The following is a 22,916-nucleotide window of genomic DNA, read 5'->3' as shown; positions in this document are numbered from 1 at the left end:
CAATCGCTTACTTAACTTCTGATATATTACCTTTCATGTAAAACGCTTGTTCATTTTTATCATCGTGTTTTCCTTCTAGGATTTCTTTAAACCCTCTTATAGTCTCAACTAATGTTGCATATTTACCCTCCATAGAAGTAAATTGTGCCGCCACAAACATTGGCTGAGTTAGAAAACGCTGTATTTTTCTGGCTCGAGATACAATAATCTTATCCTCATCAGAAAGCTCTTCCATACCTAAAATTGCAATAACATCTTGCAGATCTTTATGTCTCTGCAGAACTTCCTGCACTCCGCGCGCTACTTTATAGTGTTCCTCACCTATTATAGCAGGGTCTAAAATTCTAGATTGTGATGATAGTGGATCAATAGATGGATATAGTCCCTGCTCAGATAAAGACCTCTCAAGTGACAAAGATGAATCTAGATGCGCAAAAGTAGCTACTGGAGCTGGATCTGTATAGTCATCCGCAGGTACATACACTGCCTGTAGCGACGTAATTGAGCCTTTATCAGTTGAAGTAATTCTCTCCTGCAAAGCGGCCATATCCGAAGCTAGAGTTGGCTGATACCCAACAGCAGAGGGAATTCTGCCCAAAAGTGCCGATACTTCACTTCCTGCTTGTGCAAATCTAAAAATATTATCTATAAAGAACAATACATCTTGGCCTTCCACATCACGAAAATACTCTGCCATGGTAAGACCCGCCAGCGCTATCCTCATTCTAGCGCCAGGTGGCTCATTCATCTGCCCAAATACTAAAGCGGTTTTATCAATAACTCCAGAATCCTTCATTTCTCTCCAGAGATCATTACCCTCTCTGGTTCTCTCGCCCACACCTGCAAACACAGATACTCCTCCATGCTCAGTTGCAACATTTCTTATAAGCTCCTGAATAAGAACTGTTTTACCTACTCCAGCACCACCAAAAACAGCAACTTTTCCTCCTTTAACAAAAGGTGCAATAAGATCAATAACCTTAATTCCCGTCTCTAATATATCCTGTTTTACATCTTGACTTATTAAGGAAGGTGCCTCGCGGTGAATTGGCCAACGCTTTCCTTTTGGTTGTGGTTTTCCATCAATAGCATTCCCTACAACGTCAAATATACGTCCCAAAGATTGCTTACCAACAGGAACTGTTATTGGCTCACCTGTAGCAATAACGCTCATTCCACGCTTAAGTCCATCAGTTGAGCCCATCGACACACAACGCACAGTTTTTGAGTCTAGTTGCAACATAACCTCTAATATCAGCCTCTTATCATCGGCTAAAAGAACTTCTACAGCTGACTTAATCGATGGCAACTCAGTGTCTTTGTCAAATTCGACGTCAATAACAACACCAACAATTTGCACTATTTTACCCACTACTTGTTTTTCTATTTGCTTTGCCATATTACACTGTAGTCATTCTAGCTGTAATCATATCTTGCAAAGAAGTTGTAATCTCACTTTGACGCATCTTATTATACTCCAGTGTTAGATTTACCTGTAATTCATCAGCATTGTCAGTTGCATTTTTCATTGCCATCATTCTTGCTGAATACTCACTTGCCTCAGCAGAAAGTGTAGCTGCTCTAATTATGTTCTCTACATATTCAGGTAGCAATGCATCTAATACTTTAACTGGGTTTGGTTCAACCAAAAAATCCGCAAATTTATTCTCATCAGCTAGCCTTTCCTTAATCTCACCTAAGGAAGTTATAGGTAAAAGCTCAAAACGGGTTGGCTCTTGAGTAAATGAATTTACAAATTTATTGTATACAACAACTATTTTGCTATAATCTCCTCTTAAAAAACCTTCAACACCATAGTGAGCTAATGCAGAAACACTATTTATCGGTGAACCATCCGAAAAATCTGCCACCAATTTAGCCCTGTTTGACCTCACAAAACTTTGCCCCTTTTTTCCCACTGTAACGCATTCATTCTTATCTAAATTTAGATACCACTTTTTTACTGCACGAAAGAGTCCGCTATTCAATCCTCCACAAAGACCTTTATTAGTAGATATTATAATTACTAATTCTCTTGCTTCTGGATTACCAGTAGATAATAAACTGTGCAAATCTGAATCCACTCCAGATGCTAATTCTTTAACCGCTTCAGAAATTCTCTGCGCGTATGGCTCAAATCCCGTTGCTTTTTGCTGTGCTTTTTTCATTTTACTTGCTGCAACCATCTGCATGGCGCTAGTTATCTGCGATATATTCTTAACAGATTTTACTCTTCTTTTAATCTCTCTTAATGTAGCCATTGGTAAATTCCTCGGTTGCCTTTTTTAATTCTTTCTCAATCTTTTCATCCAATTTTTTGGTCTTTGCAATAGTTTTTAAAATTTTTGAATGCATAGATTCCATATAACCAAGGTATTCCTCTTCAAACTCAGTAATTTTCTCAATCTCTATTTCATTTAAAAATCCATTAATACCTGCCCAAAAGACTATGACCTGTTTTTCAACTGAATATGGATTAAACTGTTTTTGCTTCAAAAGTTGTGTCATTCTTGCTCCAATATCTATGCGAGCTTTTGTTTCTTTATCCAGGTCTGTCGAAAACTGCACAAAAGCCTGTAGCTCTCTGTACTGGGCTAGGTCTAGCCTTAATTTACCAGCTACCTGTTTCATTGCTTTAGTCTGAGCTGCTCCTCCCACACGAGAAACCGACAATCCTGAGTTAATAGCTGGTCGAATACCTGCATTGAAAAGATCCGTGTCAAAAAAGATCTGTCCATCAGTAATTGAAATAACATTAGTGGGAATGTATGCTGACAGGTCTCCAGCCTGTGTCTCAATTATTGGCAATGCCGTTATTGAACCCCCACCATACTCATCATCCATTTTACAAGCTCGCTCAAGAAGCCGTGAATGTAGATAAAACACATCGCCTGGGTATGCTTCCCGTCCAGAAGGACGCTTTAGAATAAGGGAAATTTCACGATAGGCCCAAGCATGTTTGGACAGATCATCGTATACGATAAGCACATCTTTTCCCTTATCCATAAAATACTCCCCAATAGCACAACCTGTGTATGGAGCAATGTACTGCAAGGCAGCAGGATCTTTCGCATCTGCTGCAACTATAATTGTGTAATCTAGAGCCTTGTTCTTTTTTAGTATATCTATCGTTAAAGCTGTAGAGGAAGTTTTTTGACCAATCGAAACATAAATGCAGATCATATCCTGACTCTTTTGATTAATAATCGTATCAAGCGCAATTGCAGTTTTACCGGTTTTACGATCTCCAATAATTAGCTCTCGCTGTCCTCTACCAACCGGAATCATGCTATCAACCGCTTTTATACCAGTTTGCACTGGCGTGTCCACGGGTTTTCGAAAAATCACACCAGGTGCAACTTTTTCAATTGGATATCTCTCCTTTGTTTTAATTTCACCCTTGCCATCAATTGGCGCCCCTAATGGATCAATTACTCGACCCAAAAGCGCCTCTCCTACACCAACAGAGAGTAGTTTACCTGTTGCTGTTGCTTTGTCTCCCACCTTAACACCACTAAAATCATCAAGAACAATTCCCACAACCTTGTCATGCTCTAGATTTAGCGTTAAAGCAGTTTGCCCTCGCTGCATTTCTAACATTTCAAGTGCGGAAACATCAGAGAGTCCACTCATGGTTATAGCGCCATCTCCCGCAGACGTAACAACACCAGTATTTTGTGGCTGCTCACGAAACTCAACCTTATTTAATCTACTTTGTAACTGTTCTAAAATTTTCGAATTATCTTTTTTCATCTTGCTAATTGTCTCTTTACTGAATCAAGCCTCCCCGATAAAGTTAAGTCTAAATATAGATCGCCCCATTCTAGTCTAACCCCTCCTATTGTAGATTTATCTACAATATTTTTAACAGGATACTGTTTATCCAAAATTCCCTTAAAAAACTTCTGTATGTGCTTCTTGCTTTCCTCATCTAACTTTATTGCTGATGTAGCGATAATTGTTGTGCCACGCTCACTCTCTTTAGTGGATAACTTATCAAGCTGACTAGATACTTCCGCTAGTAGGACTTCTTCGTTTCTTTCGTGCAAAAAGCCAACAAGTGTACTTACAAGTTTTTGCGATTTATCTTTTCTATCAACTGACATATATTATTTCTTAGATTTTATTAATCCAAGCTTTTTAAGTTGTGAATGGATAATTACCTCATGATCTTTTTTTGTAAGAACGTCCTGCAATACTTTTTCTGTCATACCATAAGCAATCTCCAATACATCTTGCTCCAGTTTCTTTTCCATATCACGTCTATTTGCCTCAATCTCCCGTTTTCCTGAAGCTACAATAGCTTCCTTCTCTTGCCGTGCCTCTGCTATAATCTTTTCTCTTACCTTAACTGCTTCCTGCTTTTTTTGCTCTAATAAAGCCTGAGCTTCTTCTCTAGCTCTTTTTAGCACTTTCTCTCTATCTTTAACTAAACCTTCTTCCTTTATCTGCATATCTTCCGTAAGTCTTAAACCCTTATTAATCTCACTCTGCCTATCCTGAATCATTTTTAAAACTGGTTTATACAGAAATTTATTTAAGATAAAAATAAGTACCAAAAAATTAATTATTTGAAAAGATAACAGCCGTCCATTTATTCCTATATTTTCAAGCATAGTTTATTATATAAGCGTGTCTGTGCCAAAGCACAACTTTCTCCGGTAGCTAGTATTCCTATACGAATTTAATTATTAATGCAACAACTAAAGCATAAATTGCGATTGCCTCAGCAAAAGCAATTGCCAAAATCATACTTGTACGAATTTGGCTTTCAGCCTCAGGATTTCGTCCCAAAGCCTCCATTGCTCCTTTACCAAGCATACCTATACCTAACCCTGGACCAAGAGCTCCAAGCCCGATAGCTAACGCTGCACCAATTGAACTTAAATCAGATTCCACACTTATTCACCTCCCTCTTATTTAAAATATACTTATACATTGTTGATATCATTTTATCAACCCCTAATGTTTACTCACTGCCACATTTAAAAATACAGCTGTTAACATAGAAAACACAATCGCCTGTATAAAGCCTACAAACAACTCCAGTGCTAAAAAGGGCAACGGTGCCAAAAGAGGAGCTAAAGAAGCTATTACAATTAAAAGAACTTCTCCCGCAAATATATTGCCAAATAAACGAAAAGCAAATGAAACAACCTTAGCAAATTCAGATATTATCTCTAATATGCCCACAAAAAAGTTAATTGGGTTTTTAAAATCAATAAATTTACTCAAATAATTAATACCCAAATTTCTCAAACCAAAAAACTGAATAAAGACTACTGCAGAAATCGCCAGTGCGAGAGTAAAGTTTAAATCAGTCGATGGAGCACGCAAGATAGGAATATGAATCTCATGTCCATGTTCAATCACTGTGGTAAATATCGATTCCATTCCTGGTAGCAAACCAGTCCAATTTGAAAATAGCACTATCAAAAAGATTGTAGCTAAAAGCGGAAAGAATTTAGCTGTATTGTGACCCGTAATCTTTTCAAACAATCCATATATACCACCTATTACAATTTCAACAACCATCTGAAGCTTTCCTGGTTTATTTTTTAGATTCCTACTTACTCTATATGAAAAAACTATAAGAAAGAACATTACCACCCAGGTTATCAGCAAAGTGTTAGTTACGGGTAACCCACCAATATGAAATAATGTTTGTGCGGGAAGACTAATATGTATTTCCTTTTCCATTATAAAGTTTTAACTTTTTTAAATAACGTATAAAAACTTACTACTATTCCAAAAAATAAAAGAGATAGTGTAAATATAGGTTGATTGTTACCCAGTACTTTATCTATCCAGTAACCCAGTCCTACGCCTAACACTATCGGAAAAGCTATCTGAATCCCAAGCTCTGACGCAAGTGTCATAGCTCTATTTAGAGACTCGTCCGACTTTTTTCCAACCTCCCTACTTCTTTTACCCTTATCTACGTCTATTATATGTATGTAATCTTTCTTAGTCAAGAAGATTTCATTATACCAAACTCAGCATATAATTTCCCACAACACCTCAAGTAAGGCTAAGCCTTACTTGAGGTTGAATTAACGGCCTTCATGAGTGATCATCTATCACTACATCTTTCAACAATTCATGATTACCTTCAACCGCTGCTGATACAATAAACTCGAGTAAATCATCTTTACTTTTAAATAAACCTAAGAAGAAATCTTTGGTTAGCGCTTTGTCATCTGAACCCGAACAATAGCTGGAAAGCGAAGACCACTGATAACTCAAAAGATTCTCGATGTCTACTAGTCCGGCAGCTTGAGGGTTAAGATGAATATATCGAAATAATTGCATAAGCTGGGCATCAGATAGCACTTCAACCGCACAGTAACTTCCCTCAAATACAGCTCCCTTAAAACCCACTGTTAAATTAAAATACATTGCATAAGCAGTAGCTAGCTTTTGCATAAATTTAGCTATTCCATCATCACTTATCTGTCGTAAAAGTAGGTGAAAATGGTTTGACATCTCCACGAACGCATGGATATCCACAAGTGGAGTATCTAGCTTATGCATTCTAACTAATTCGTTAAGTTGCTCAACAGAACCACCTTTTCTCTTAATTTGAAACAGTCTTGATAGATACCTACTATATGAGTAGTCATAATTATTACACCAATATAAAAGCTTCTCCCATCTTTTGTAGTCTTGATTTTTTAGAAATATATCAGATTTACGAACACCACGGTTATACACATGATAAAAATTGCCTGTCATAAATTTTATATTACGTGCCATTTTTAATGTAAGGCTTAACCTTACTTAAGTCTACAGGGTCTTGATTTTATCCACCATTACATTTATTCCTTCATCTCTCATATTTACCTTACCAGCAATTACCAATATTCCATCAGAATCAAAAATAGACTTATACCTCTCAAATGATTTAGGAAAAACTACAAAATCCACAGCTCCAGATTCATCCTCAATTCTTCCAAACGCCATTTCTTTGTTATCTTTCCGTGTATATACTTTTTTAAGACTTGAGACAATTCCTCCAATTTTAATATTTTCATTCACTAACTCCTCCCCTACTTCCGCTATGCTATGTGTCACCAACTTACTCAAAGCTTCACTATATAAGCTCAGAGGGTGATCAGATAAGTAAAACCCCAACATCTCTTTCTCCAGAACCAATTGTTGGTTTCTGTCTAGCTCTCCTAGATCAAGCAGGTTATCATTTTCCTCAACTGCCACGTCACCAAAAAGCATTGATTGGCCAGATGCCTGTTGTTTTTTATAACTATTAGTCTTAGCCATAATTTCAGGTAGAGCTGAAAGCAACGCCATTCTATTGCCATATTTGTCCATCGCCCCAGCTTTAATCAAGCTCTCTATTGTCTTCCTATTAACTTTAGACAAGTCAGCCTTACGTGTAAAATCACTAAGTGATTTGAAATCCTCTCCTTTTATTCTTGCAGCCAATAACACCTCAATTGCCGCGCGGCCAACATTTTTAACAGCAGATAATCCAAATCTAATTGAATTATTATTCTCAATCGCAAAGTCAGACATTGATTTATTGACATCTGGAGTTAATAACTTGATCTTCATTCTTTTACATTCCTTAACCGCTTGTGCCATTTTTTCATCTCTAATCGGGCCAGAAGTTGCTCGACTCTCTGCGGAAAGTACAGCAGTCATAAACTCCACAGGGTAGTGAGTCTTCATATATGCTGTCTGATAAGCAATAAGTCCATAGGAAGCAGAATGTGGCTTATTAAAGCCGTACGCAGCAAATTTTTCAATCAGAGACCATATTTTTTCTGCCACCTCTTTGTTGTAGCCATTTTTTTGGCAGCCAGCAATAAACTTAATCTTTTCTTTCTGCATAGCTTTTTTCTTTTTCTTACCGATGGCATAACGTAATGCATCTGCCTCAACCATGCTATATCCAGCTAGCTGATTGGCAATTTGCATACATTGCTCTTGATAAACGGCAATACCATATGTCTCAGATAGCACAGATTTTAAATCTGGATGCGGATACCTAATCTTATTTGGATTTTGCTTGCCAGCAATAAAATCATTAATCCACTGCATAGGTCCAGGCCTATACAAAGCAACCATAGCTGATATGTCCGAAAACTTATTTGGTTCTAGCTTTTTTGCTAATTGCCTCATTCCCCTACTTTCAAGTTGAAATACTCCCGTCGTTTCACCGCTTGAGATCATTTCATATGTTTTTTTATCGCCTATTGGCAATTTATATACATCGAGTGTTTTCCCCCGAGTCTGTTGAATGTACTCAACTGTACTTTGGAGAATTGTTAAGGTCCGTAAACCTAAAAAGTCCATTTTAAGTAGCCCAATAGCTCTCCCGTCTGAATCAGCATTGATATCCAAAGCATACATATCGTACTGTGTAATAATCTTATTTCCTTTTGATTCTCGAAGGAGTGGTGTGTATTCCGTCAAATCCTTATCTGCTATAACAACCGCGGCAGCGTGCACCGATGCGTGTCTAGATACACCTTCAAGTTGCTTAGCTAAATCAAGTAATTTTTTGGTTTCATCTTCACTACTATACGCCATCTTAAGCTCTTTAGACTCCTCAAGTGCGTCGTCAATTGTCTTTTTAAATCCCTGAAAGTTTGGTGGAATCAATTTAGCAATTCGATCAGGCGCAGAGTATGGCATTCCTAGTGCCCGACCTACATCACGAATTGCCTGTCGAGCATCCATGGACCCAAATGTGATTATCTGCGCTACATGATCTTCTCCATACTTCTTAACAACATATTCAATAACCTCATCCCTTCTATTATCCGCAAAATCTAAATCAATATCTGGCGAGGATGGGCGGTCAGGATTCAAAAATCTCTCAAAAGGCAGTTCGAGATCAATTGGGTCCAGAGCAGTTATTCCAAGCAAGTAGGCAACTAATGATCCAGCCGCCGACCCACGACCTGGACCAACTGCGATGCCATGCTTTTTAGCCCAATTCACAAAATCTGCCACAATCAGGAAATAAGTTGCATATCCCTTGCTAATAATCACCTCTAACTCATATTTCAGTCTTTTTTTTACTTCCTCACTAGCATTGGTATATCTAGATGGTAATTTTTCTAAGCTTATTTTTCGCAAATAATCTCTAGGTTTTGAGCCATCTGGCACCTCAAATGGAGGTAGAATCAATTTACCCTCTTTAATCTTAATATCTACCATTTCTGCAATTTTTACAGTGTTTTCTATCGCCTCAGGTATATCTTGGAACTGCTCTTGCATTTCAAGAGCGGATTTCATATAAAAATCTGGTGTATCTATCATCGAAAGTGGTCTATTTTTTTCGAGCATGGTACTCTGGGTTTGAATACACAGCAGAATCTCCTGAGCCTCTGCATGCTCTTTTTTAAGATAGTGAACGTCATTAGTCGCAACAACAGGAATGCCATAGGTTCTCGATAGATCCAGAAGTTTATCATTCACCTTATTTAACTCAGTAATTCCCGGGTGCCTCTGCAACTCAAGATAATAATGGTCCTCTGGAAATATCTTCATGAATTTCTGCACAAGCTCTTCTGCTTTGTTATCTTCATCGTGCAATATATATTGGTTTAAAAGACCTTGCAGACAGCCTGAGAGACAGATTAAACCCTCACTATATTTTGCTAAAACATCTAGGTCGATTCTAGGCTTATAATGAAATCCGTCAAGGTGAGCTATTGACGTCAGTTTCATAAGATTTTTGTATCCTGTTTCGTTTTTGCTCAAAAGCAACAGATGATATCTATCTTTTTTCTTACCCGGTGGCGGTTCATCATAAATTGATCCTTCCGCCTGATAAACCTCACATCCTATGATTGGCTTAATTCCTGCCTTTGTTGCTTCACGATAAAAATTATACGCCCCATACATAGCGCCATGGTCTGTTAAAGCAACAGCATCCATATCAAGTTCCTTGGTTCTCTTTATTAATTTTGGAAGTTTAGCCAAGCCATCAAGAAGGGAATATTCACTATGGACATGTAGATGGACAAATTTACTCATTACTTATTTACCAATAACTCCTTAATTAGCTTACTCACTGTTATTGCATCAGCTTTGCCTTTCATTTTTTGCATCACTTGCCCAATTAAAAAGCCGATAGCTGCCCCTTTTCCGGCCTTAAGCTCTTCAACTGCTTTGTAATTTGTGTTCATTACTTCCTCAACTATTTTTTTAAGAGCAGAACTATTCTGATCAATTCCCAAATCTAGTTCTTTAACTATATTAGAGGGAGTTTCACCGGTTTTATATACTTTGATAAATACTCTTTTAGCTGCTGTTGAAGATATCTCACCCTTATCTACAAGATAAAGCAACTCCGCTAAGTGTGCAGGCAATAACTTTATCTCACCAATCTTAACTTTATCTTTTTTAAGCAAATTAGCCAAGTCTCCGGTAATCCAGTTTGCAATGACTTTTGCATAAGCGGATGGTTGCACATTTTTCTTCTGTTTTATCCCCGAGGTAACAGTCTGAACATATGCAGCAACAGACTCTTCAAACCATAATGCTACTTCTCGATTTACAGACAATATTTCACTATCATATTCTGAAAGCCCATATTCTTTAATATATCTGTTAAATTTTTGATCTGGCAATTCAGGAATCTCTGCTCTTATTCTATCCAGGTAGGGCTTAGCAAAGTTCATAGGAGGAATGTCTGGCTCGGGAAAATATCTATAATCATTCGCCTCCTCCTTAAGTCTCTGTGAAACAGTAATATTTTTCTTCTCATCCCAGCCACGGGTTTCTTGTTTTGGTGTTTGGCCTTTTTCTAGAATCTCCTCATGTCGTTTTAATTCATAATCAATAGCTTTTTTTGCAAACTTAAACGAATTAATATTCTTCACCTCCGCCTTATAATTAGGCAATTCCTGTACATTCCTGGAATGTACTGAGTTGACATACCTGGAAAGAGAGATATTTGGCTCTATCCTCATCGACCCCTTTTCCATATCTGCATCAGATATACCTAAGTAACGCACAATCTGGCGCAATCGTTTCAAAAACATCACTGCTTGCTCACTACTTCTAATATCTGGTTCTGTTACTATCTCTACCAATGCTACTCCACTCCGATTAAAATCCACAAGGCTAACTTTCTTATTCTTAACTGTTGCATGTATTAATTTTCCCGTATCTTCTTCCAAATGAACTCTGGTTATATGTACACCAGCAAGTTCACCACCCACTGCCAGTGGCTCATCGTATTGACTAATCTGATACCCTTTTGGTAAATCCGGATAAAAATAATTCTTTCGGTCAAACCTTGAATTTTTAGCGATCTTACAACCCAAGGCCTGACCTAACATTATCACCCAGTCAACTGCTTTTTTATTTGGTACAGGTAGCGCTCCCGGCAAACCAAGGCAAACTGGGCAGGTGTAAATATTGGGTTTTTCTGCCCCAAAGGGATCATTCTTACAGCCACAAAACATCTTGCTCGCCGTCCCCAGCTCAATATGTATCTCCAACCCTATTATTGGTGTATATTTGCTATTAGTCATCTTATTTATCCAGTATTGGCGGTTTAACTTTATGCCAATCTGTTTCCATTTGATAAGCGTGCCCCATCCTTAGTAACAAATCTTCACTAAACATTGATCCCATAATCTGCATACCTATTGGTAATTTATTAGTATCGAATCCACAGGGCAAGGCAAGAGACGGTATACCTACAGGATTTGTAGTTACTGTGTAAATATCTACCAAAAGATTCTGTAAAGGATCGCTTACCAATTCTCCTATTTTTGTTGGAGCATATGGCGTCACTGGAGCCAAAAGTACATCACATTTAGAAAGCATCTCGCCATATTCCTTAATAAATAGTGTTCGAACGCACTGAGCTCGTCTGTAATATGCATCATAATAACCAGAAGATAGGCTGTAGGTACCTATCATTATTCTTCTACTTGTTTCATCTGTAAATTTATCTCTTCCATTTCCAAAACGCAGGCCATCAAAGCGGGCCAAATTAGAACTAGTTTCACTGGGACCAATTAAGTAGTAGACTGGTATTGCATAATCTAGTAGCGAAAACTTTACTTTTTTAATTACGGCCCCCAAACTTCTATATACTTCTACAGCTTCATCTATAGCTTTGTGAATTTCCTGATCTAATCCCTCACTAAAAAAATCTTCAGGGATTCCGACTGTCATTCCTTTAATGCTTTTAGCTAAATCTTTAGAATAGTTAGGCACTTCTACTGGTGAGCTAGTTGCATCCTTAGAATCAACACCAGCTATTTCTTGCAAAACATAAGCACAATCTTCAACTGTTTTTGCCGCTGGTCCAACTGTATCAAAAGAAGAAGCATAAGCAATGCAGCCATATCTGGACACACGCCCATAACTTACCTTTAAACCAGTCGTATTTGTCCAGGCTGCCGGGTTACGGATTGAACCTCCCGTATCCTCTCCAATCCCAAAAGCAGTCATTCTGATAGATACAGAAGCAGCTGTTCCTCCTCCAGATCCCCCAGCTACGCGCGAAACATCCCAAGGGTTTTTGACAGGCCCAAAATCAGAATTCTCATTTGTTCCACCGTGTCCCCATGCGTCCATATTGTTTTTTCCTATTAATATTGCTCCAGAATCAAGAAGTTTCTGATAAACAGTAGCGCTGTATTGTGGTACATAATCCTCCAAGACTTTAGATGCAGAAGTAGTCCTAATCCCACAAGTTACATAAGAATCCTTCATCACAAATGGGATACCATTTAAGGGAGAGGAATCTATATCTCTATTTTTATCAGATAATTCAGCCTCTTTTAAAACATCATTCTTATCTTGCAGTGTTATAAAGGAGTTAATCTTGCTATTATATTTGTCTATATTTTTGTATGCATCTTTAACCAAATCAACCGAAGAAAGCTCTCTAGATCTTAGTTTTTTTGATAGATTTGATATTGTTTCGTCAAGAAGCATATTAGAAGATTGAATCTATTACAAAATATCCATCGTGTTTTCTCTTTGCATTAGATAAAGCCGCGCTTTGTGTAAGCATTCTTGAGGAATCAACAACATCTTCCCTAAACACATTAGATAGCCCTGTAACCTGATTTGTTGGCAAAACTCCCTTAACATCAGCCTTTTGAACTCTAGAAACATAACTAATAACCTCACTTAAATCACTCGCGTATTTCTCTAGATCTTTTGTAGCTATCTTAAGGTTCGCAAGCTCTCCAATATGCTTTACTTCATCAGGAGTTATCTTAGCCTTCATGCCCATATTGTACCCTCTTTACCCCCACCGAACAAGTTCACATAAAGATCCGATCTTCATATGTTATTTATCTAAGAGAATACGATTCTTCCATCCTTAGAGTCGATTTTTACTTTGTCACCCTCTTTAATGGTTCCATCAACAATCTGCAGAGCCAACTCATCAAGAATATCATTTTCTATCAGCCTTGCTAAGGGCCTGGCCCCATACGTTTCATCAAACCCTTTTTCAGAGAGGTAATTTTTAGCTGCCATGGTTATCTCTACCGTTATTCCCTGCTTTGCTAGTCTCGCATAGACAGCTTTTAGCTTTACCTCAACTATTTTAAAGAGCATTTCTTTAGATAGGCTGTTATAGAGAATAATCGCATCTATACGATTAATAAACTCAGGTTTAAAAGTATGGTTAACTTTTTCCATTACTTCACTTTCAAAGTCAGATGCATTTTTACCTTCTTTCCAAAGATCACTCCCTATATTCGAAGTCATAATAATAATCGTATTAGAAAAATCCACGGTTCTACCCTTACTATCTGTAAGTCTTCCATCATCAAACAACTGCAAAAAAACATTAAATACTTGAGGATTTGCTTTTTCTATTTCATCTAGCAGAATAACTGAATAAGGTTTTCGCCTTACTGCTTCTGTAAGCTGTCCACCTTCGTCATGCCCAACATATCCAGGAGGTGCTCCAATTAATCTCGCTACTGTGTGTGACTCCTGATACTCACTCATATCTATTCTTGTAAGCAATTTTTCATCTCCAAATAATTTTTCAGCTAATGCTTTGGCAGTTTCAGTTTTACCAACTCCTGTGGGACCCAAAAATAAGAATACCCCTACTGGTCTCCCTTCTTCACTAATACCGGCTCTGCTTCTCCTAACAGCTTTTGCTACTTGAGTCAGTGCGTGATCCTGCCCAATAACAATCTCTTGTAATTCCTGTTCAAGGTTAACAAGTTTATCTGCCTCCGATTTTAACAACCTTGTTACAGGTACGCCTACCCAACGGGAAACAACTCTGGCAATATCCTGCTCGGTGACATTTTCTTGCAGAAGGCGTTGATCTTCAGGAATCTTTTTCCACTCTGCTTCTTTTTCCTTAAGCTTTTTATCTAGTTCTGGCAATTTGCCATACTTAATTTCAGCTGCTTCCTCTAGCTTTACATCACGCTCAGCATTTTCTAATTCAATACGCAATTTATCCTGTTGCTCTCTAAGTTCCTGTACACCCGAAATAATCGTTTTTTGTGCCTCCCAGCGCATTGACAAACCCTGCTGTTTTTCTTTTAGATCAGCTAATTCTTTGTTTATTTCTGTTACTTTAGCGCTTTTATCCTTATCTTTCTTTACTGCCTGGTATTCAATCTCTAGCTGAGTAATCTTGCGTTGCAGTTTATCCAGTTCCTCAGGCATGCTCTGGGTTTCAATTTTAAGCCTTGCAGCTGCCTCATCAATAAGATCAATCGCCTTGTCTGGTAAAAATCTATCTGCTATGTATCTATCAGATAAAGTCGCTGCTGCCAGCACAGCTTCATCTGTTATTTTTATTCCATGATGAAGTTCATATTTCTCCTTAAGACCTCGAAGTATTGCTACAGTATCTTCAACTGTGGGCTCTCCTACATTAATAGGCTGGAACCTGCGCTCTAGTGCCGCATCCTTTTCAATATACTTTCGATATTCGCTAACTGTGGTTGCTCCAATCGCATGTAATCCACCACGAGCTAAGGCTGGCTTGAGCATATTGGATGCGTCAACTGCTCCTTCTACTGCTCCAGCGCCCACCAATGTATGCACCTCATCAATAAAAAGAATATATTTGCCCTTCCCTTTTTCAACTTCAGCTAGTAGAGCTTTAAGTCTTTCCTCAAACTCTCCTCTAAACTTAGCTCCTGCCAGCAAAGTTCCCATATCCAACGCAATAATATGTCTTCCTTTAAGCACATCTGGAACATCACCCGTAGCTATTCTCTGCGCCATTCCCTCAACTATAGCGGTCTTACCAACCCCTGGATCACCCAAAAGAATTGGATTATTTTTAGTTCGCCTTGCTAAAACCTGCATAAGCCGTCTAACTTCCTCATCCCTACCAATTACTGGATCCAGTTTATTGTTCAGAGCTAAATTTGTTAGATCAGTTGTATATTTCTCAATCACATTATATGTGCCCTCAGGGTCGGCAGTTGTTACTTTCTGTGATCCCCGCACTGCCTCAAGCGCCTCTTTAACAGCATCTATCTCAAGACCTAGTTTATTAAGCATGAGCTGACCATTTGCCCCTTTTTCCATTATTGCCAGTAAAAGATGCTCTCGGGAGATATATTCATCGCCCATTTTTTTAGAGGATGATTCCGCCTCTGCTAAAACATCTCGCAGCGCTGGAGATATAACACTAACATCCTGTGCTTCAGAAAGTGCTGGAAGGTCCCCAATAGCAGCCATAACTTCTTGTAACGCTTTATTAATAGCTATTTTCTGATGGGTAAAAATCTCAGCTATAACCCCTTCTCCTTCACCTAACAAGCCAGCTAATAAGTGCAGATCATTAATTTCACTATGCTTGTATTCACGTGCAAGTTCCTGGGCACGGGCTAAAGCAACTTGCGACTTTTGTGTAAACTTATTTGGTTCCATAAAAAAAACTATAACATATTAGCACTCATTTGTCTAGAGTGCTACAAATAACCATTCATAATCTAACAAAATATGCGAGTATAAGGCTAAGCCCTTCATGAAATGGAAGGCTTAGCCTTTAATACACTAGTAACGCCATAACTCCAGAATTGGTTATATAATACTCTGAATGGGTTTCAAATTAAGACCAGTAAGTGTTAGTCCTGAGTTCTGTGCTGAATATTCTGAACCAGAATGTTCAAATACTGCGTACATTATACCTGAACACAATAACCCCCTAGGAGAGCACTGTCTCGGTTCAAATCAATTAATAAGACTTACGCTTTTAGAAAGACAAGCTGGAATTGACGAAAGACTCATTGGTTCATCAATTGAGCCACTAGTTGCTAAATGTGGATTTTGTGGGCAGTTATCTGACGAAATAATTCCCTCACTCTAACTACATTCCCCGTAAAATCTTGATTCTCTCCTCAATAGGTGGATGGGTATTGAAAAAATTAGTAAACCAGGAGCGCGCTTCTTTTGATCTAAATGGATTGGAAATAAAAAGATGAGCTGTTGCAGAAGTAGCAGTTTGCAAAACAGCGTGATCAACAGATATTTTTTCCAAAGCACTTGCTAATCCCTCAGGATTCCTAGTCATGTTAGCGGCTGATGCATCTGCCAAATACTCACGTCTTCTCGAGATAGCTAACTGAATAAGCGTAGCAATAATGGGCGCTAATACTGCAAAAACTATTGCAAGCACAATCATTATCCCTCCACCTTTTCCTTTATCCCTGTTTCCAGAACCCCAAAACATACTGCGCATAAAAAAATGAGCTAGAAGCGCTACTGAACCAACCAAAATGGCAACTATCATCATGAGCCTCGTATCAAAGTTCTTAATATGGCTCATTTCGTGAGCTACCACTCCCTCAATATCTGAGCGATCCAAACGCTGAAGCAATCCACGCGTTGCTACAACTACACCATGCTCAGGATCCCGACCCGTAGCAAAGGCGTTTAGAGCCTGATCTTCAATGACATATAGCTTTGGCATGGGAAGACCTGAAGCAATCCTCATATTCTCTGCAGCTGTATAGAAATCATAGTCACGATTTTTATCCGTTAGTTTGGCATTAGAAAGAGCCAGTACAGCCTTATCACTATAGAAATAACTACCAAAGCTCCCAAATACAGAAAACACTAAGGCAATTATTCCGTAGATCCAACCATAGCCACTTCCTGCCTCCCCAAATACATAGGCCATAGTTGATATAAACAGCACAAATAACACCATCACGATGTATGTTTTACGCTTATTACCTGCAATTTGCTGGTGTATATTCACTATTTATGAGCCTGTGACTTAAAACTTAACTTTAACGTTTTCTCGCTCTACTTCTGTTGCTTCAAAAAACTCAACCGCAGTAAATCCAAGCATTCCAACAATTAATACATTTGGAAACACTTTAATTTTGGTATTAAAGTCTAAGACGTTTGAGTTATAAAATTGGCGTGAAAATGCCACTTTATCCTCAGTGTCTTCGAGCTGTCGCTGTAAATTCTGAAAACTCGTACTAGCCATTAATGTTGGGTAGTTTTCTGCTACTGCAAATAGGCTTTTTAGGGCACCTGTTAACATATTATCAGCATTTGCTGCTTGTTTTGGTGTTGTTGCTCCCATGATCGCTGAGCGTGCTTTTGTCACATTCTCAAAGACTTGGCTTTCATGCTTTGCATATCCCTTCACTGCTTCAACAAGGTTAGGAATCAGATCTGCTCTACGCTTTAGTTGAACATCAATACCGCTCCATGCTTCTTTGATTCTTTCTCTAACGGTAACAAGTCCATTGTATAGACTCCAGACGAATCCTGCCACTACAACTATTGCTATAAATATATATAATCCTGTATTCATTTCATATCACATCCTTCCCTAACTCTTCTCATCATACAACCATTTTTTAAACTTATCTACTGGCCAGGTATTAATTATATCTTTAGATTCTAACCAGGCTCTGCGTGCAACTGAGATAGCTGCGGGCATCTTCATTAAGCCTGCCGCTTCGTGCGCATCTGTTCCTAGCACAAACATCACTCCATATTCTTTTGCTTCCTTTACCAGGTCTTCAGGCAAATCAAGTCTGTCTCCACTAGCGTTTATTTCCAGAGCTTTGCCATTTTCAGCACAAAATCTAAATACCTTGCTCCAGTCTGCATCCACTCCTTCTCTTTGCTGAATCAGCCGAGCTGTGGGATGACCCATGACCTTAGCTTTAGGATGCGACAACCCTTTGAGAATTCTTTTCGTCATATCTTCTTTGTTTTGCCTGAAACTTGAGTGGAGTGAGACTATCACTAGATCCAGTTGGATCAGAGCCTTATTGTCAAGCGGCAGTGTCCCATCGTGCAAAATATCAACCTCCAGCGAGTTTAGAACAACTATATCAGTATTAAGTTTATCTATTACTGCTTTTTTCTTAACTATTAGTCTTAGTTTTTCTTCATTAGATAGTCCTTTTTGGGGGTTATGTTCACTGAAAGCTATATATTTATATCCTAGCTCTTCCGCTTGCTTAATAATACTAGCCATCGAATCCTTGCCAAGATCATGACTAGGCTCAATTGGAAAATTAGAATGTATATGCAGATCTCCCCTAATATCTTTTTGATCAACCAATTTTGGCAACTTATGAGCTAAAGCCAACTCTATCTCTCCTCTATTTTCTCTCATTTCAGGGGGAATAAAATCCATCCCTAAGGAATTATAAAACCCCTTTTCACTACTAAATTTTGTAAGCTTGCTTTTAGAGTCTTTTATGCCTTTTTCAGATAAAGATAAATTGTTTTTCTGGGCATATTCGCGCAAAGCTACGTTGTGCTCTTTAGATCCAGTAAAGTGCTGCAGCATTGAGCCATACATACTTTTAGTGGTTGTTTTAATATCTATCTGGGTTCCAGATACATGAATAATCCTAGCAGTATTTTCCCCTGCTGCCAAGATTTTTTGAACCTCTCCCCAGCTTGTAAAATGCTCTACAACTTTCCCGGGTATATCTGTTACCACAGCAAAGTCTAGATCTCCAACCGTAGTTTTTTGTCTTCTTAAAGAGCCCAAAGCCTGAATTTCTGATAGCTCGTGGCAACTGCTCATATATTCAACAAATCTATCAGCAAGTGCTAAAGCATCTGATGTAAGTACTCTTTTTTCTTGCTTACTTGTCTTTTTGAAGCGTTTTATTGATTCAATGATTTCATCCTGGGATTTTTGGCCAAAGCCTTCAAGCCCAGCTATGAGGTTATTGTCAGCTGCCAACTTTAGATCGGCAAAAAGTGTTTTTGGATTGGAAAGCTTTAGCTCAAAAGCTAGCCTACCAGCTGTTTTAGGTCCCACACCTGGTAACTCCAGTAATTTATATACTGTCACTGGTGCCTTTGCTAACACCATTTCTATATGGCGACTTTTACCCGTTTTAAAAATCTCATCAATATGTTGGGCGATGCTCGCTCCTATTCCTGGCACTTTCTGGAGAGCTCCCTTTTCCCAGATATCCTTTATCTCTTCGTTTGATTGTTCGACAGCGTCCGCCGCATTCTTATACGCCCGGATCTTAAAAAAACTCTCTCCCATAATCTCATAAACAGCCGCCACATTACCCAAAGTCTGAGCTAACTCTTGGTTAGATGGATATTTCTGGGTCATACCCGCATTTTACCAAATATTTTGGTGTGATAAAATTTCAAAATGAAGCTTTTTCTCGCATCTACTGCAAAGCATCCTGATAGTATAAAAAAACTTAAAGAGTTTGCCGGTGATTTATCAAGCAAACATATTACATATATCCCTACAGCCGCCAATGGAGAGTTTTGGGGTAGTTGGAAAACTAGTGAATCAATTACTGTTGCAAAATCTATATCCAAAAGCCTGGAGATATTAGAACTAGAAAACTACCACAAGGTAGACGTAGCATCTAAGCTAAAACAAGCAGATCTTATCTGGATGGCAGGAGGCATGCCAGGATACCTGCTTTACTGGCTCCGAAGGCTCGAGCTTAATAAGCTAATTCCCAAACTTATTAGTAAGGGAGTTATTTATGTTGGGTCCAGTGCTGGTAGCATGGTCTGTTCCCAAACCCAGTACACCTCAGAGCTCTTCCTTGATGATCCAGAGATAGGTGCAAGCATCTTCCCAGGCTTAGGCCTAATAGATTTTGAGATCTACCCTCATTACAGAGAAGAGCAACTAGAACAAATCAAATTCCACTGGAAAGCGGGCCGTAGACTCTATCTCCTAAAAGACGGCGAAGCAATTACTGTAGAAGATAGCAATAGCGTGAAAGTACTAGGAACAGAAAGAATAATAAAGCTATAATTAACTTAAGTGGCAAGGAAAAAGAAAAGCAAGACTATAATTATATGGCTTGTTCTATTGGTTTCAGCTTTTCTTAATTTGGGATTGCTATTTAACAATAACAAATTATGAAGTGAGCAAAATACATTAGAAGTTGCAAGGATTATTGATGGAGATACTTTTGAGACCACCGATGGATTAAAGGTGAGACTAGCTGATATTAACACTCCTGAGTTAGAGTTTTGTTATGGGGAAGAAGCAAAGGATAGATTGGAAGAGCTGGTAGGAGGTAAGAGGGTGAAATTGAGTGAGATTTTTAGAGGATCACATGAGAGGTCAATTGCTTTGGTGCATGTGGGTGATAAGTTGATTAATGAGGTTATGGCAAGAGAGGGATATGGGAGGGTTACCAGTACTTATACTACTCAAGCTAAACACTTAAGAGAAGAAGGAGATATAGCTAGACAAGGTAAGATTGGGTTATATTCTGAAGTTTGTAGTCAGAAGGTGACACCTGATCCAAAGTGCGCTATCAAGGTTAATATTAATCAGGCAGGTTCATCAAAAGACCTATATGTTTCCTGGGTGTGGTGTATACTCCGTCACTATTGTGCAGCTAGATATTGACGAAGAATGGTTCTGTTCAGAAAAAGCCGCCGAAGCCAAAGAATACATCAAGTCCAAAGGATGCTATGGAAAGACCTATTCACCATAATCTTATTTACAACCCCGGGGTTACGTGTAGCTTATATACAGCCCAAACTTTGTTTTAAAACCCGGTTTTAAAATAACTAGTGAGTTAGGGTCAGCCACCATTTATACAAGATATTTTATTAAAAACCCAGTTTTTAATAGAGCCAAAACAAGCCCTACCCCAACCCTCGGGTTAGAGTAAATTCCGTTTATTTTAAAACCCGGTTTTAAACAAAATAACCCAGTTACACGTAAAACAAAGATATGTAATACGTAAGCGGGTAACCGTATTTCGCTTGAACCTACGAAATTTAGTTACTCCAGACTTAATTTTACAACTCACTACACTAAAGAGCCATATTGGTATCAAAAACTATCTCCAATTATAAGATCTTTAATCAGTCAAGTAGGGGTTCTATTTATAGATTACGAACAATACCTCCTTGGCCGTCACAATGCGCTCTGAAACCTACCATTCCAGAAAAGTTTTTTATTAAAGAACTTTGCCTCTTTTTCATAAATATGAATTTCAATTTTTCTAAACTTTTTAAAATCGAATTGAACGATTTCTTTATCTATAGTTGCTTTCCAACCGGATTTAAACCTTATATGCGGAGTTAAAGATTTAGGCTTAGATGAGCCGTTAGGATTATCTCCTCTAATCTCGATCATAAAATAGTTATCTAAATCTTTTGCTCTGAAAATAACTCCGACAACTTCATGCTCGTATAGTGTTTGATCAAACTTTAATTCGAATGAAATCTTGCAGTTTTTCCAAACCTTTAAATAGGAAACGAAAAACTACGTCCAACTCGTTCTTCGAGTTTAGCAACGCGTTCTAGCATACTGACGGTATCAACTGGTTTATTGCTCATAGAAAATTAGTTCTCAATATATTCATCTGCTGTTAGCCATTTTCTGACTGTATTAACAACAACTGACCAGAAAGCTACAACTTTATACTTTCTTAACTCGTCAAAGAATTCTTGTGGGTTAATTGCTCCAAAGTATCCATTGTTATAGTTATCACTTGTGAACTTACCGTTTGAGAGTTGCCCTCGCTTCACTGTTAGGTGCAGGTGACTTCCGGTACTGTTGCCAGTATTGTCACTAATAGCCATCGGGTCGCCTTCGTTTCTATTCTCAAAACTCTCAATAGACTTACAGTGCGCATAAGTTAATTTATAAGTGTTATATAGCTGGATAATTACTTCAAAGTACAGACCGAAGCCATCATTCCCTTCGTTGCCTTGAACATAAAATTTGGATGGCCAAGAAGACAAAATGTTTCTAAAACCTTGAGGTGTTATCTGGAAACTTCGTCTTTAAGTCCCAACCATTATGCCCTTTCAGTCCAAAGCGGACATAATTTGCAGGGTTCTCTCCAAAGCCATGGTTTAATTCAAATGGTTCGATTAGTCTTGTTATGTCTGACATAGCTGTTTTATCTATAAATAAGACTCTTGATACTTTGATTGTCTCCGGAACTAGCCCCGATTGTTTCGTTAGGCCTTTACTTTCTAATAGCTACAGTCTAATAAAGGAAAAATAAAATAGCAATAAACTTTCTATCAGTTTGTGGCGATATACAAAAGAAGTCTTCATTCCTATTGAATAATTAACTATAAAGTCCTACACTTGTAAATATGAAAAATGTCTCATTGGGACCATTGGAACAGGAAGTAATGGGTTGTATTTGGAAAAGGCAGCATTGCACTGCCCGAGATGTTGTCGAGTGCTTGGACCAGAATCGGGAGATTGCTTACAACACCATCCAAACTATTATGACCCGCCTGGTAGACAAGGGTTTACTGAAACGAAAACTGGAAGGAAAAACCCACGTCTATAAACCAGCAGTTAGACAGAAAAATGTCTTACTATCTCTGTTAAATCAGACAATGAGCAGTTTCACTGGTCAATTTGGCGAAGAAGCACTGATTGCTTTTGTTGATGGTTTGGATGATATTTCTGCAGAAACTCGTCAAAAGTTAATCGAGAAATTACAGAAAAATGAAAAATA

The 22,916-nt window shown here is 38.3% G+C and carries 23 protein-coding genes; 4 read left to right on the top strand and 19 right to left on the bottom strand.

Translation table 11 applies throughout. From position 1 onward, the window contains the following. Positions 1–7: 7 nt before the first annotated feature. The 14 genes from CO050_02740 to CO050_02675 form a co-directional block, all read right to left on the bottom strand. Complete coding sequence (locus CO050_02740; protein PJC31481.1) at positions 8–1,399, bottom strand: F0F1 ATP synthase subunit beta; 1,392 nt, start codon at positions 1,397–1,399, stop codon at positions 8–10. 1 nt (position 1,400) lies between these two features. Next, on the bottom strand, positions 1,401–2,261 hold the full coding sequence (gene atpG / locus CO050_02735; GenBank protein PJC31480.1) for an ATP synthase F1 subunit gamma: 861 nt from the start codon (positions 2,259–2,261) through the stop codon (positions 1,401–1,403). Further along, positions 2,239–3,753 (bottom strand): F0F1 ATP synthase subunit alpha, encoded by a 1,515-nt coding sequence (locus CO050_02730; protein ID PJC31479.1) that lies wholly within the window; start codon positions 3,751–3,753, stop codon positions 2,239–2,241. Before CO050_02730 ends, atpG begins: the two co-directional genes overlap by 23 nt. Beyond that, on the bottom strand, positions 3,750–4,106 hold the full coding sequence (locus CO050_02725; protein PJC31478.1) for a hypothetical protein: 357 nt from the start codon (positions 4,104–4,106) through the stop codon (positions 3,750–3,752). The genes CO050_02730 and CO050_02725 overlap by 4 nt, the downstream gene beginning before the upstream one ends. A 3-nt stretch (positions 4,107–4,109) precedes the next feature. After that, positions 4,110–4,616, bottom strand: coding sequence for an ATP synthase F0 subunit B (gene atpF, locus CO050_02720; protein PJC31477.1), 507 nt, complete (start codon positions 4,614–4,616; stop codon positions 4,110–4,112). A gap of 58 nt (positions 4,617–4,674) precedes the next feature. Continuing rightward, a complete protein-coding gene (gene atpE / locus CO050_02715) occupies positions 4,675–4,899 on the bottom strand; it encodes an ATP synthase F0 subunit C (protein PJC31476.1) in 225 nt (74 codons plus the stop codon). Between the two features lie 63 nt (positions 4,900–4,962). After that, positions 4,963–5,700 carry an ATP synthase F0 subunit A gene (gene atpB / locus CO050_02710; GenBank protein PJC31475.1) on the bottom strand — a complete coding sequence of 246 codons (738 nt, stop codon included), beginning with the start codon at positions 5,698–5,700 and terminating at the stop codon, positions 4,963–4,965. Beyond that, positions 5,700–5,975, bottom strand: coding sequence for a hypothetical protein (locus tag CO050_02705; GenBank protein PJC31474.1), 276 nt, complete (start codon positions 5,973–5,975; stop codon positions 5,700–5,702). Before CO050_02705 ends, atpB begins: the two co-directional genes overlap by 1 nt. An 88-nt stretch (positions 5,976–6,063) precedes the next feature. After that, the gene (locus CO050_02700; protein ID PJC31473.1) at positions 6,064–6,756 is read right to left on the bottom strand and encodes a hypothetical protein; all 693 of its coding nucleotides are present in this window, start codon (positions 6,754–6,756) and stop codon (positions 6,064–6,066) included. 30 nt (positions 6,757–6,786) lie between these two features. Then, positions 6,787–10,008 (bottom strand): DNA polymerase III subunit alpha, encoded by a 3,222-nt coding sequence (locus CO050_02695; protein PJC31472.1) that lies wholly within the window; start codon positions 10,006–10,008, stop codon positions 6,787–6,789. Beyond that, positions 10,008–11,513, bottom strand: coding sequence for an Asp-tRNA(Asn)/Glu-tRNA(Gln) amidotransferase GatCAB subunit B (locus CO050_02690; protein PJC31471.1), 1,506 nt, complete (start codon positions 11,511–11,513; stop codon positions 10,008–10,010). Before CO050_02690 ends, CO050_02695 begins: the two co-directional genes overlap by 1 nt. Position 11,514: 1 nt before the next feature. Further along, positions 11,515–12,933, bottom strand: coding sequence for an Asp-tRNA(Asn)/Glu-tRNA(Gln) amidotransferase GatCAB subunit A (gatA, locus tag CO050_02685; GenBank protein ID PJC31470.1), 1,419 nt, complete (start codon positions 12,931–12,933; stop codon positions 11,515–11,517). 1 nt (position 12,934) lies between these two features. Continuing rightward, entirely contained in the window at positions 12,935–13,237 is a 303-nt protein-coding gene (locus tag CO050_02680; GenBank protein ID PJC31469.1) for an Asp-tRNA(Asn)/Glu-tRNA(Gln) amidotransferase GatCAB subunit C, read from the bottom strand. A gap of 65 nt (positions 13,238–13,302) precedes the next feature. After that, positions 13,303–15,867, bottom strand: coding sequence for a type VI secretion system ATPase TssH (locus CO050_02675; protein ID PJC31468.1), 2,565 nt, complete (start codon positions 15,865–15,867; stop codon positions 13,303–13,305). A 169-nt stretch (positions 15,868–16,036) separates the two neighbouring features. On the opposite strand from CO050_02675, the gene CO050_02670 reads away from it, so the two are divergent. Then, positions 16,037–16,306 (top strand): hypothetical protein, encoded by a 270-nt coding sequence (locus tag CO050_02670; protein PJC31467.1) that lies wholly within the window; start codon positions 16,037–16,039, stop codon positions 16,304–16,306. Here CO050_02670 and CO050_02665 read toward each other — a convergent pair whose 3' ends face one another. The 3 genes from CO050_02665 to CO050_02655 all read right to left on the bottom strand — a co-directional run bounded on the left by CO050_02665 (position 16,307) and on the right by CO050_02655 (position 19,555). Then, a complete protein-coding gene (locus CO050_02665; GenBank protein ID PJC31466.1) occupies positions 16,307–17,149 on the bottom strand; it encodes a zinc metalloprotease HtpX in 843 nt (280 codons plus the stop codon). Positions 17,150–17,218: 69 nt separating this feature from the next. Continuing rightward, positions 17,219–17,770 (bottom strand): hypothetical protein, encoded by a 552-nt coding sequence (locus CO050_02660; GenBank protein PJC31465.1) that lies wholly within the window; start codon positions 17,768–17,770, stop codon positions 17,219–17,221. An 18-nt stretch (positions 17,771–17,788) separates the two neighbouring features. Further along, positions 17,789–19,555 carry a hypothetical protein gene (locus tag CO050_02655; protein PJC31464.1) on the bottom strand — a complete coding sequence of 589 codons (1,767 nt, stop codon included), beginning with the start codon at positions 19,553–19,555 and terminating at the stop codon, positions 17,789–17,791. Between the two features lie 42 nt (positions 19,556–19,597). Here CO050_02655 and CO050_02650 point away from each other — a divergent pair, with 42 nt between their 5' ends. Together CO050_02650 and CO050_02645 are read left to right on the top strand one after the other, a co-directional pair. Further along, positions 19,598–20,224: a hypothetical protein gene (locus CO050_02650; protein PJC31463.1), complete on the top strand. Its 627-nt coding sequence runs from the start codon at positions 19,598–19,600 to the stop codon at positions 20,222–20,224. Positions 20,225–20,365: 141 nt separating this feature from the next. After that, on the top strand, positions 20,366–20,830 hold the full coding sequence (locus CO050_02645; GenBank protein ID PJC31462.1) for a hypothetical protein: 465 nt from the start codon (positions 20,366–20,368) through the stop codon (positions 20,828–20,830). Between the two features lie 516 nt (positions 20,831–21,346). Here CO050_02645 and CO050_02640 read toward each other — a convergent pair. Continuing rightward, the gene (locus tag CO050_02640) at positions 21,347–21,568 is read right to left on the bottom strand and encodes a hypothetical protein (protein ID PJC31461.1); all 222 of its coding nucleotides are present in this window, start codon (positions 21,566–21,568) and stop codon (positions 21,347–21,349) included. Positions 21,569–21,777: 209 nt separating this feature from the next. Then, on the bottom strand, positions 21,778–22,179 hold the full coding sequence (locus CO050_02635) for a hypothetical protein (protein PJC31460.1): 402 nt from the start codon (positions 22,177–22,179) through the stop codon (positions 21,778–21,780). 363 nt (positions 22,180–22,542) lie between these two features. Here CO050_02635 and CO050_02630 point away from each other — a divergent pair. Then, a partial coding sequence (locus tag CO050_02630; GenBank protein PJC31459.1) for a hypothetical protein occupies positions 22,543–22,916 on the top strand: 374 nt, incomplete at its 3' end.

Source organism: Candidatus Roizmanbacteria bacterium CG_4_9_14_0_2_um_filter_38_17 (genome assembly GCA_002788855.1).
GTDB lineage: Bacteria > Patescibacteriota > Microgenomatia.
Note: the sequence above shows the minus strand (reverse complement) of the source record. Positions and strands in the feature narration are given on the sequence as shown.

Coding starts and splice junctions, on each gene's coding strand:
- CO050_02740 (PJC31481.1), bottom strand. CDS start 1,399: ATGGCAAAGCAAATAGAAAAACAAGTAGTGGGTAAAATAGTGCAAATT.
- atpG (PJC31480.1), bottom strand. CDS start 2,261: ATGGCTACATTAAGAGAGATTAAAAGAAGAGTAAAATCTGTTAAGAAT.
- CO050_02730 (PJC31479.1), bottom strand. CDS start 3,753: ATGAAAAAAGATAATTCGAAAATTTTAGAACAGTTACAAAGTAGATTA.
- CO050_02725 (PJC31478.1), bottom strand. CDS start 4,106: ATGTCAGTTGATAGAAAAGATAAATCGCAAAAACTTGTAAGTACACTT.
- atpF (PJC31477.1), bottom strand. CDS start 4,616: ATGCTTGAAAATATAGGAATAAATGGACGGCTGTTATCTTTTCAAATA.
- atpB (PJC31475.1), bottom strand. CDS start 5,700: ATGGAAAAGGAAATACATATTAGTCTTCCCGCACAAACATTATTTCAT.
- CO050_02700 (PJC31473.1), bottom strand. CDS start 6,756: ATGGCACGTAATATAAAATTTATGACAGGCAATTTTTATCATGTGTAT.
- CO050_02695 (PJC31472.1), bottom strand. CDS start 10,008: ATGAGTAAATTTGTCCATCTACATGTCCATAGTGAATATTCCCTTCTT.
- CO050_02690 (PJC31471.1), bottom strand. CDS start 11,513: ATGACTAATAGCAAATATACACCAATAATAGGGTTGGAGATACATATT.
- gatA (PJC31470.1), bottom strand. CDS start 12,933: ATGCTTCTTGACGAAACAATATCAAATCTATCAAAAAAACTAAGATCT.
- CO050_02680 (PJC31469.1), bottom strand. CDS start 13,237: ATGGGCATGAAGGCTAAGATAACTCCTGATGAAGTAAAGCATATTGGA.
- CO050_02675 (PJC31468.1), bottom strand. CDS start 15,867: ATGGAACCAAATAAGTTTACACAAAAGTCGCAAGTTGCTTTAGCCCGT.
- CO050_02670 (PJC31467.1), top strand. CDS start 16,037: ATGGGTTTCAAATTAAGACCAGTAAGTGTTAGTCCTGAGTTCTGTGCT.
- CO050_02665 (PJC31466.1), bottom strand. CDS start 17,149: ATGGTGTTATTTGTGCTGTTTATATCAACTATGGCCTATGTATTTGGG.
- CO050_02660 (PJC31465.1), bottom strand. CDS start 17,770: ATGAATACAGGATTATATATATTTATAGCAATAGTTGTAGTGGCAGGA.
- CO050_02655 (PJC31464.1), bottom strand. CDS start 19,555: ATGACCCAGAAATATCCATCTAACCAAGAGTTAGCTCAGACTTTGGGT.
- CO050_02650 (PJC31463.1), top strand. CDS start 19,598: ATGAAGCTTTTTCTCGCATCTACTGCAAAGCATCCTGATAGTATAAAA.
- CO050_02640 (PJC31461.1), bottom strand. CDS start 21,568: ATGATCGAGATTAGAGGAGATAATCCTAACGGCTCATCTAAGCCTAAA.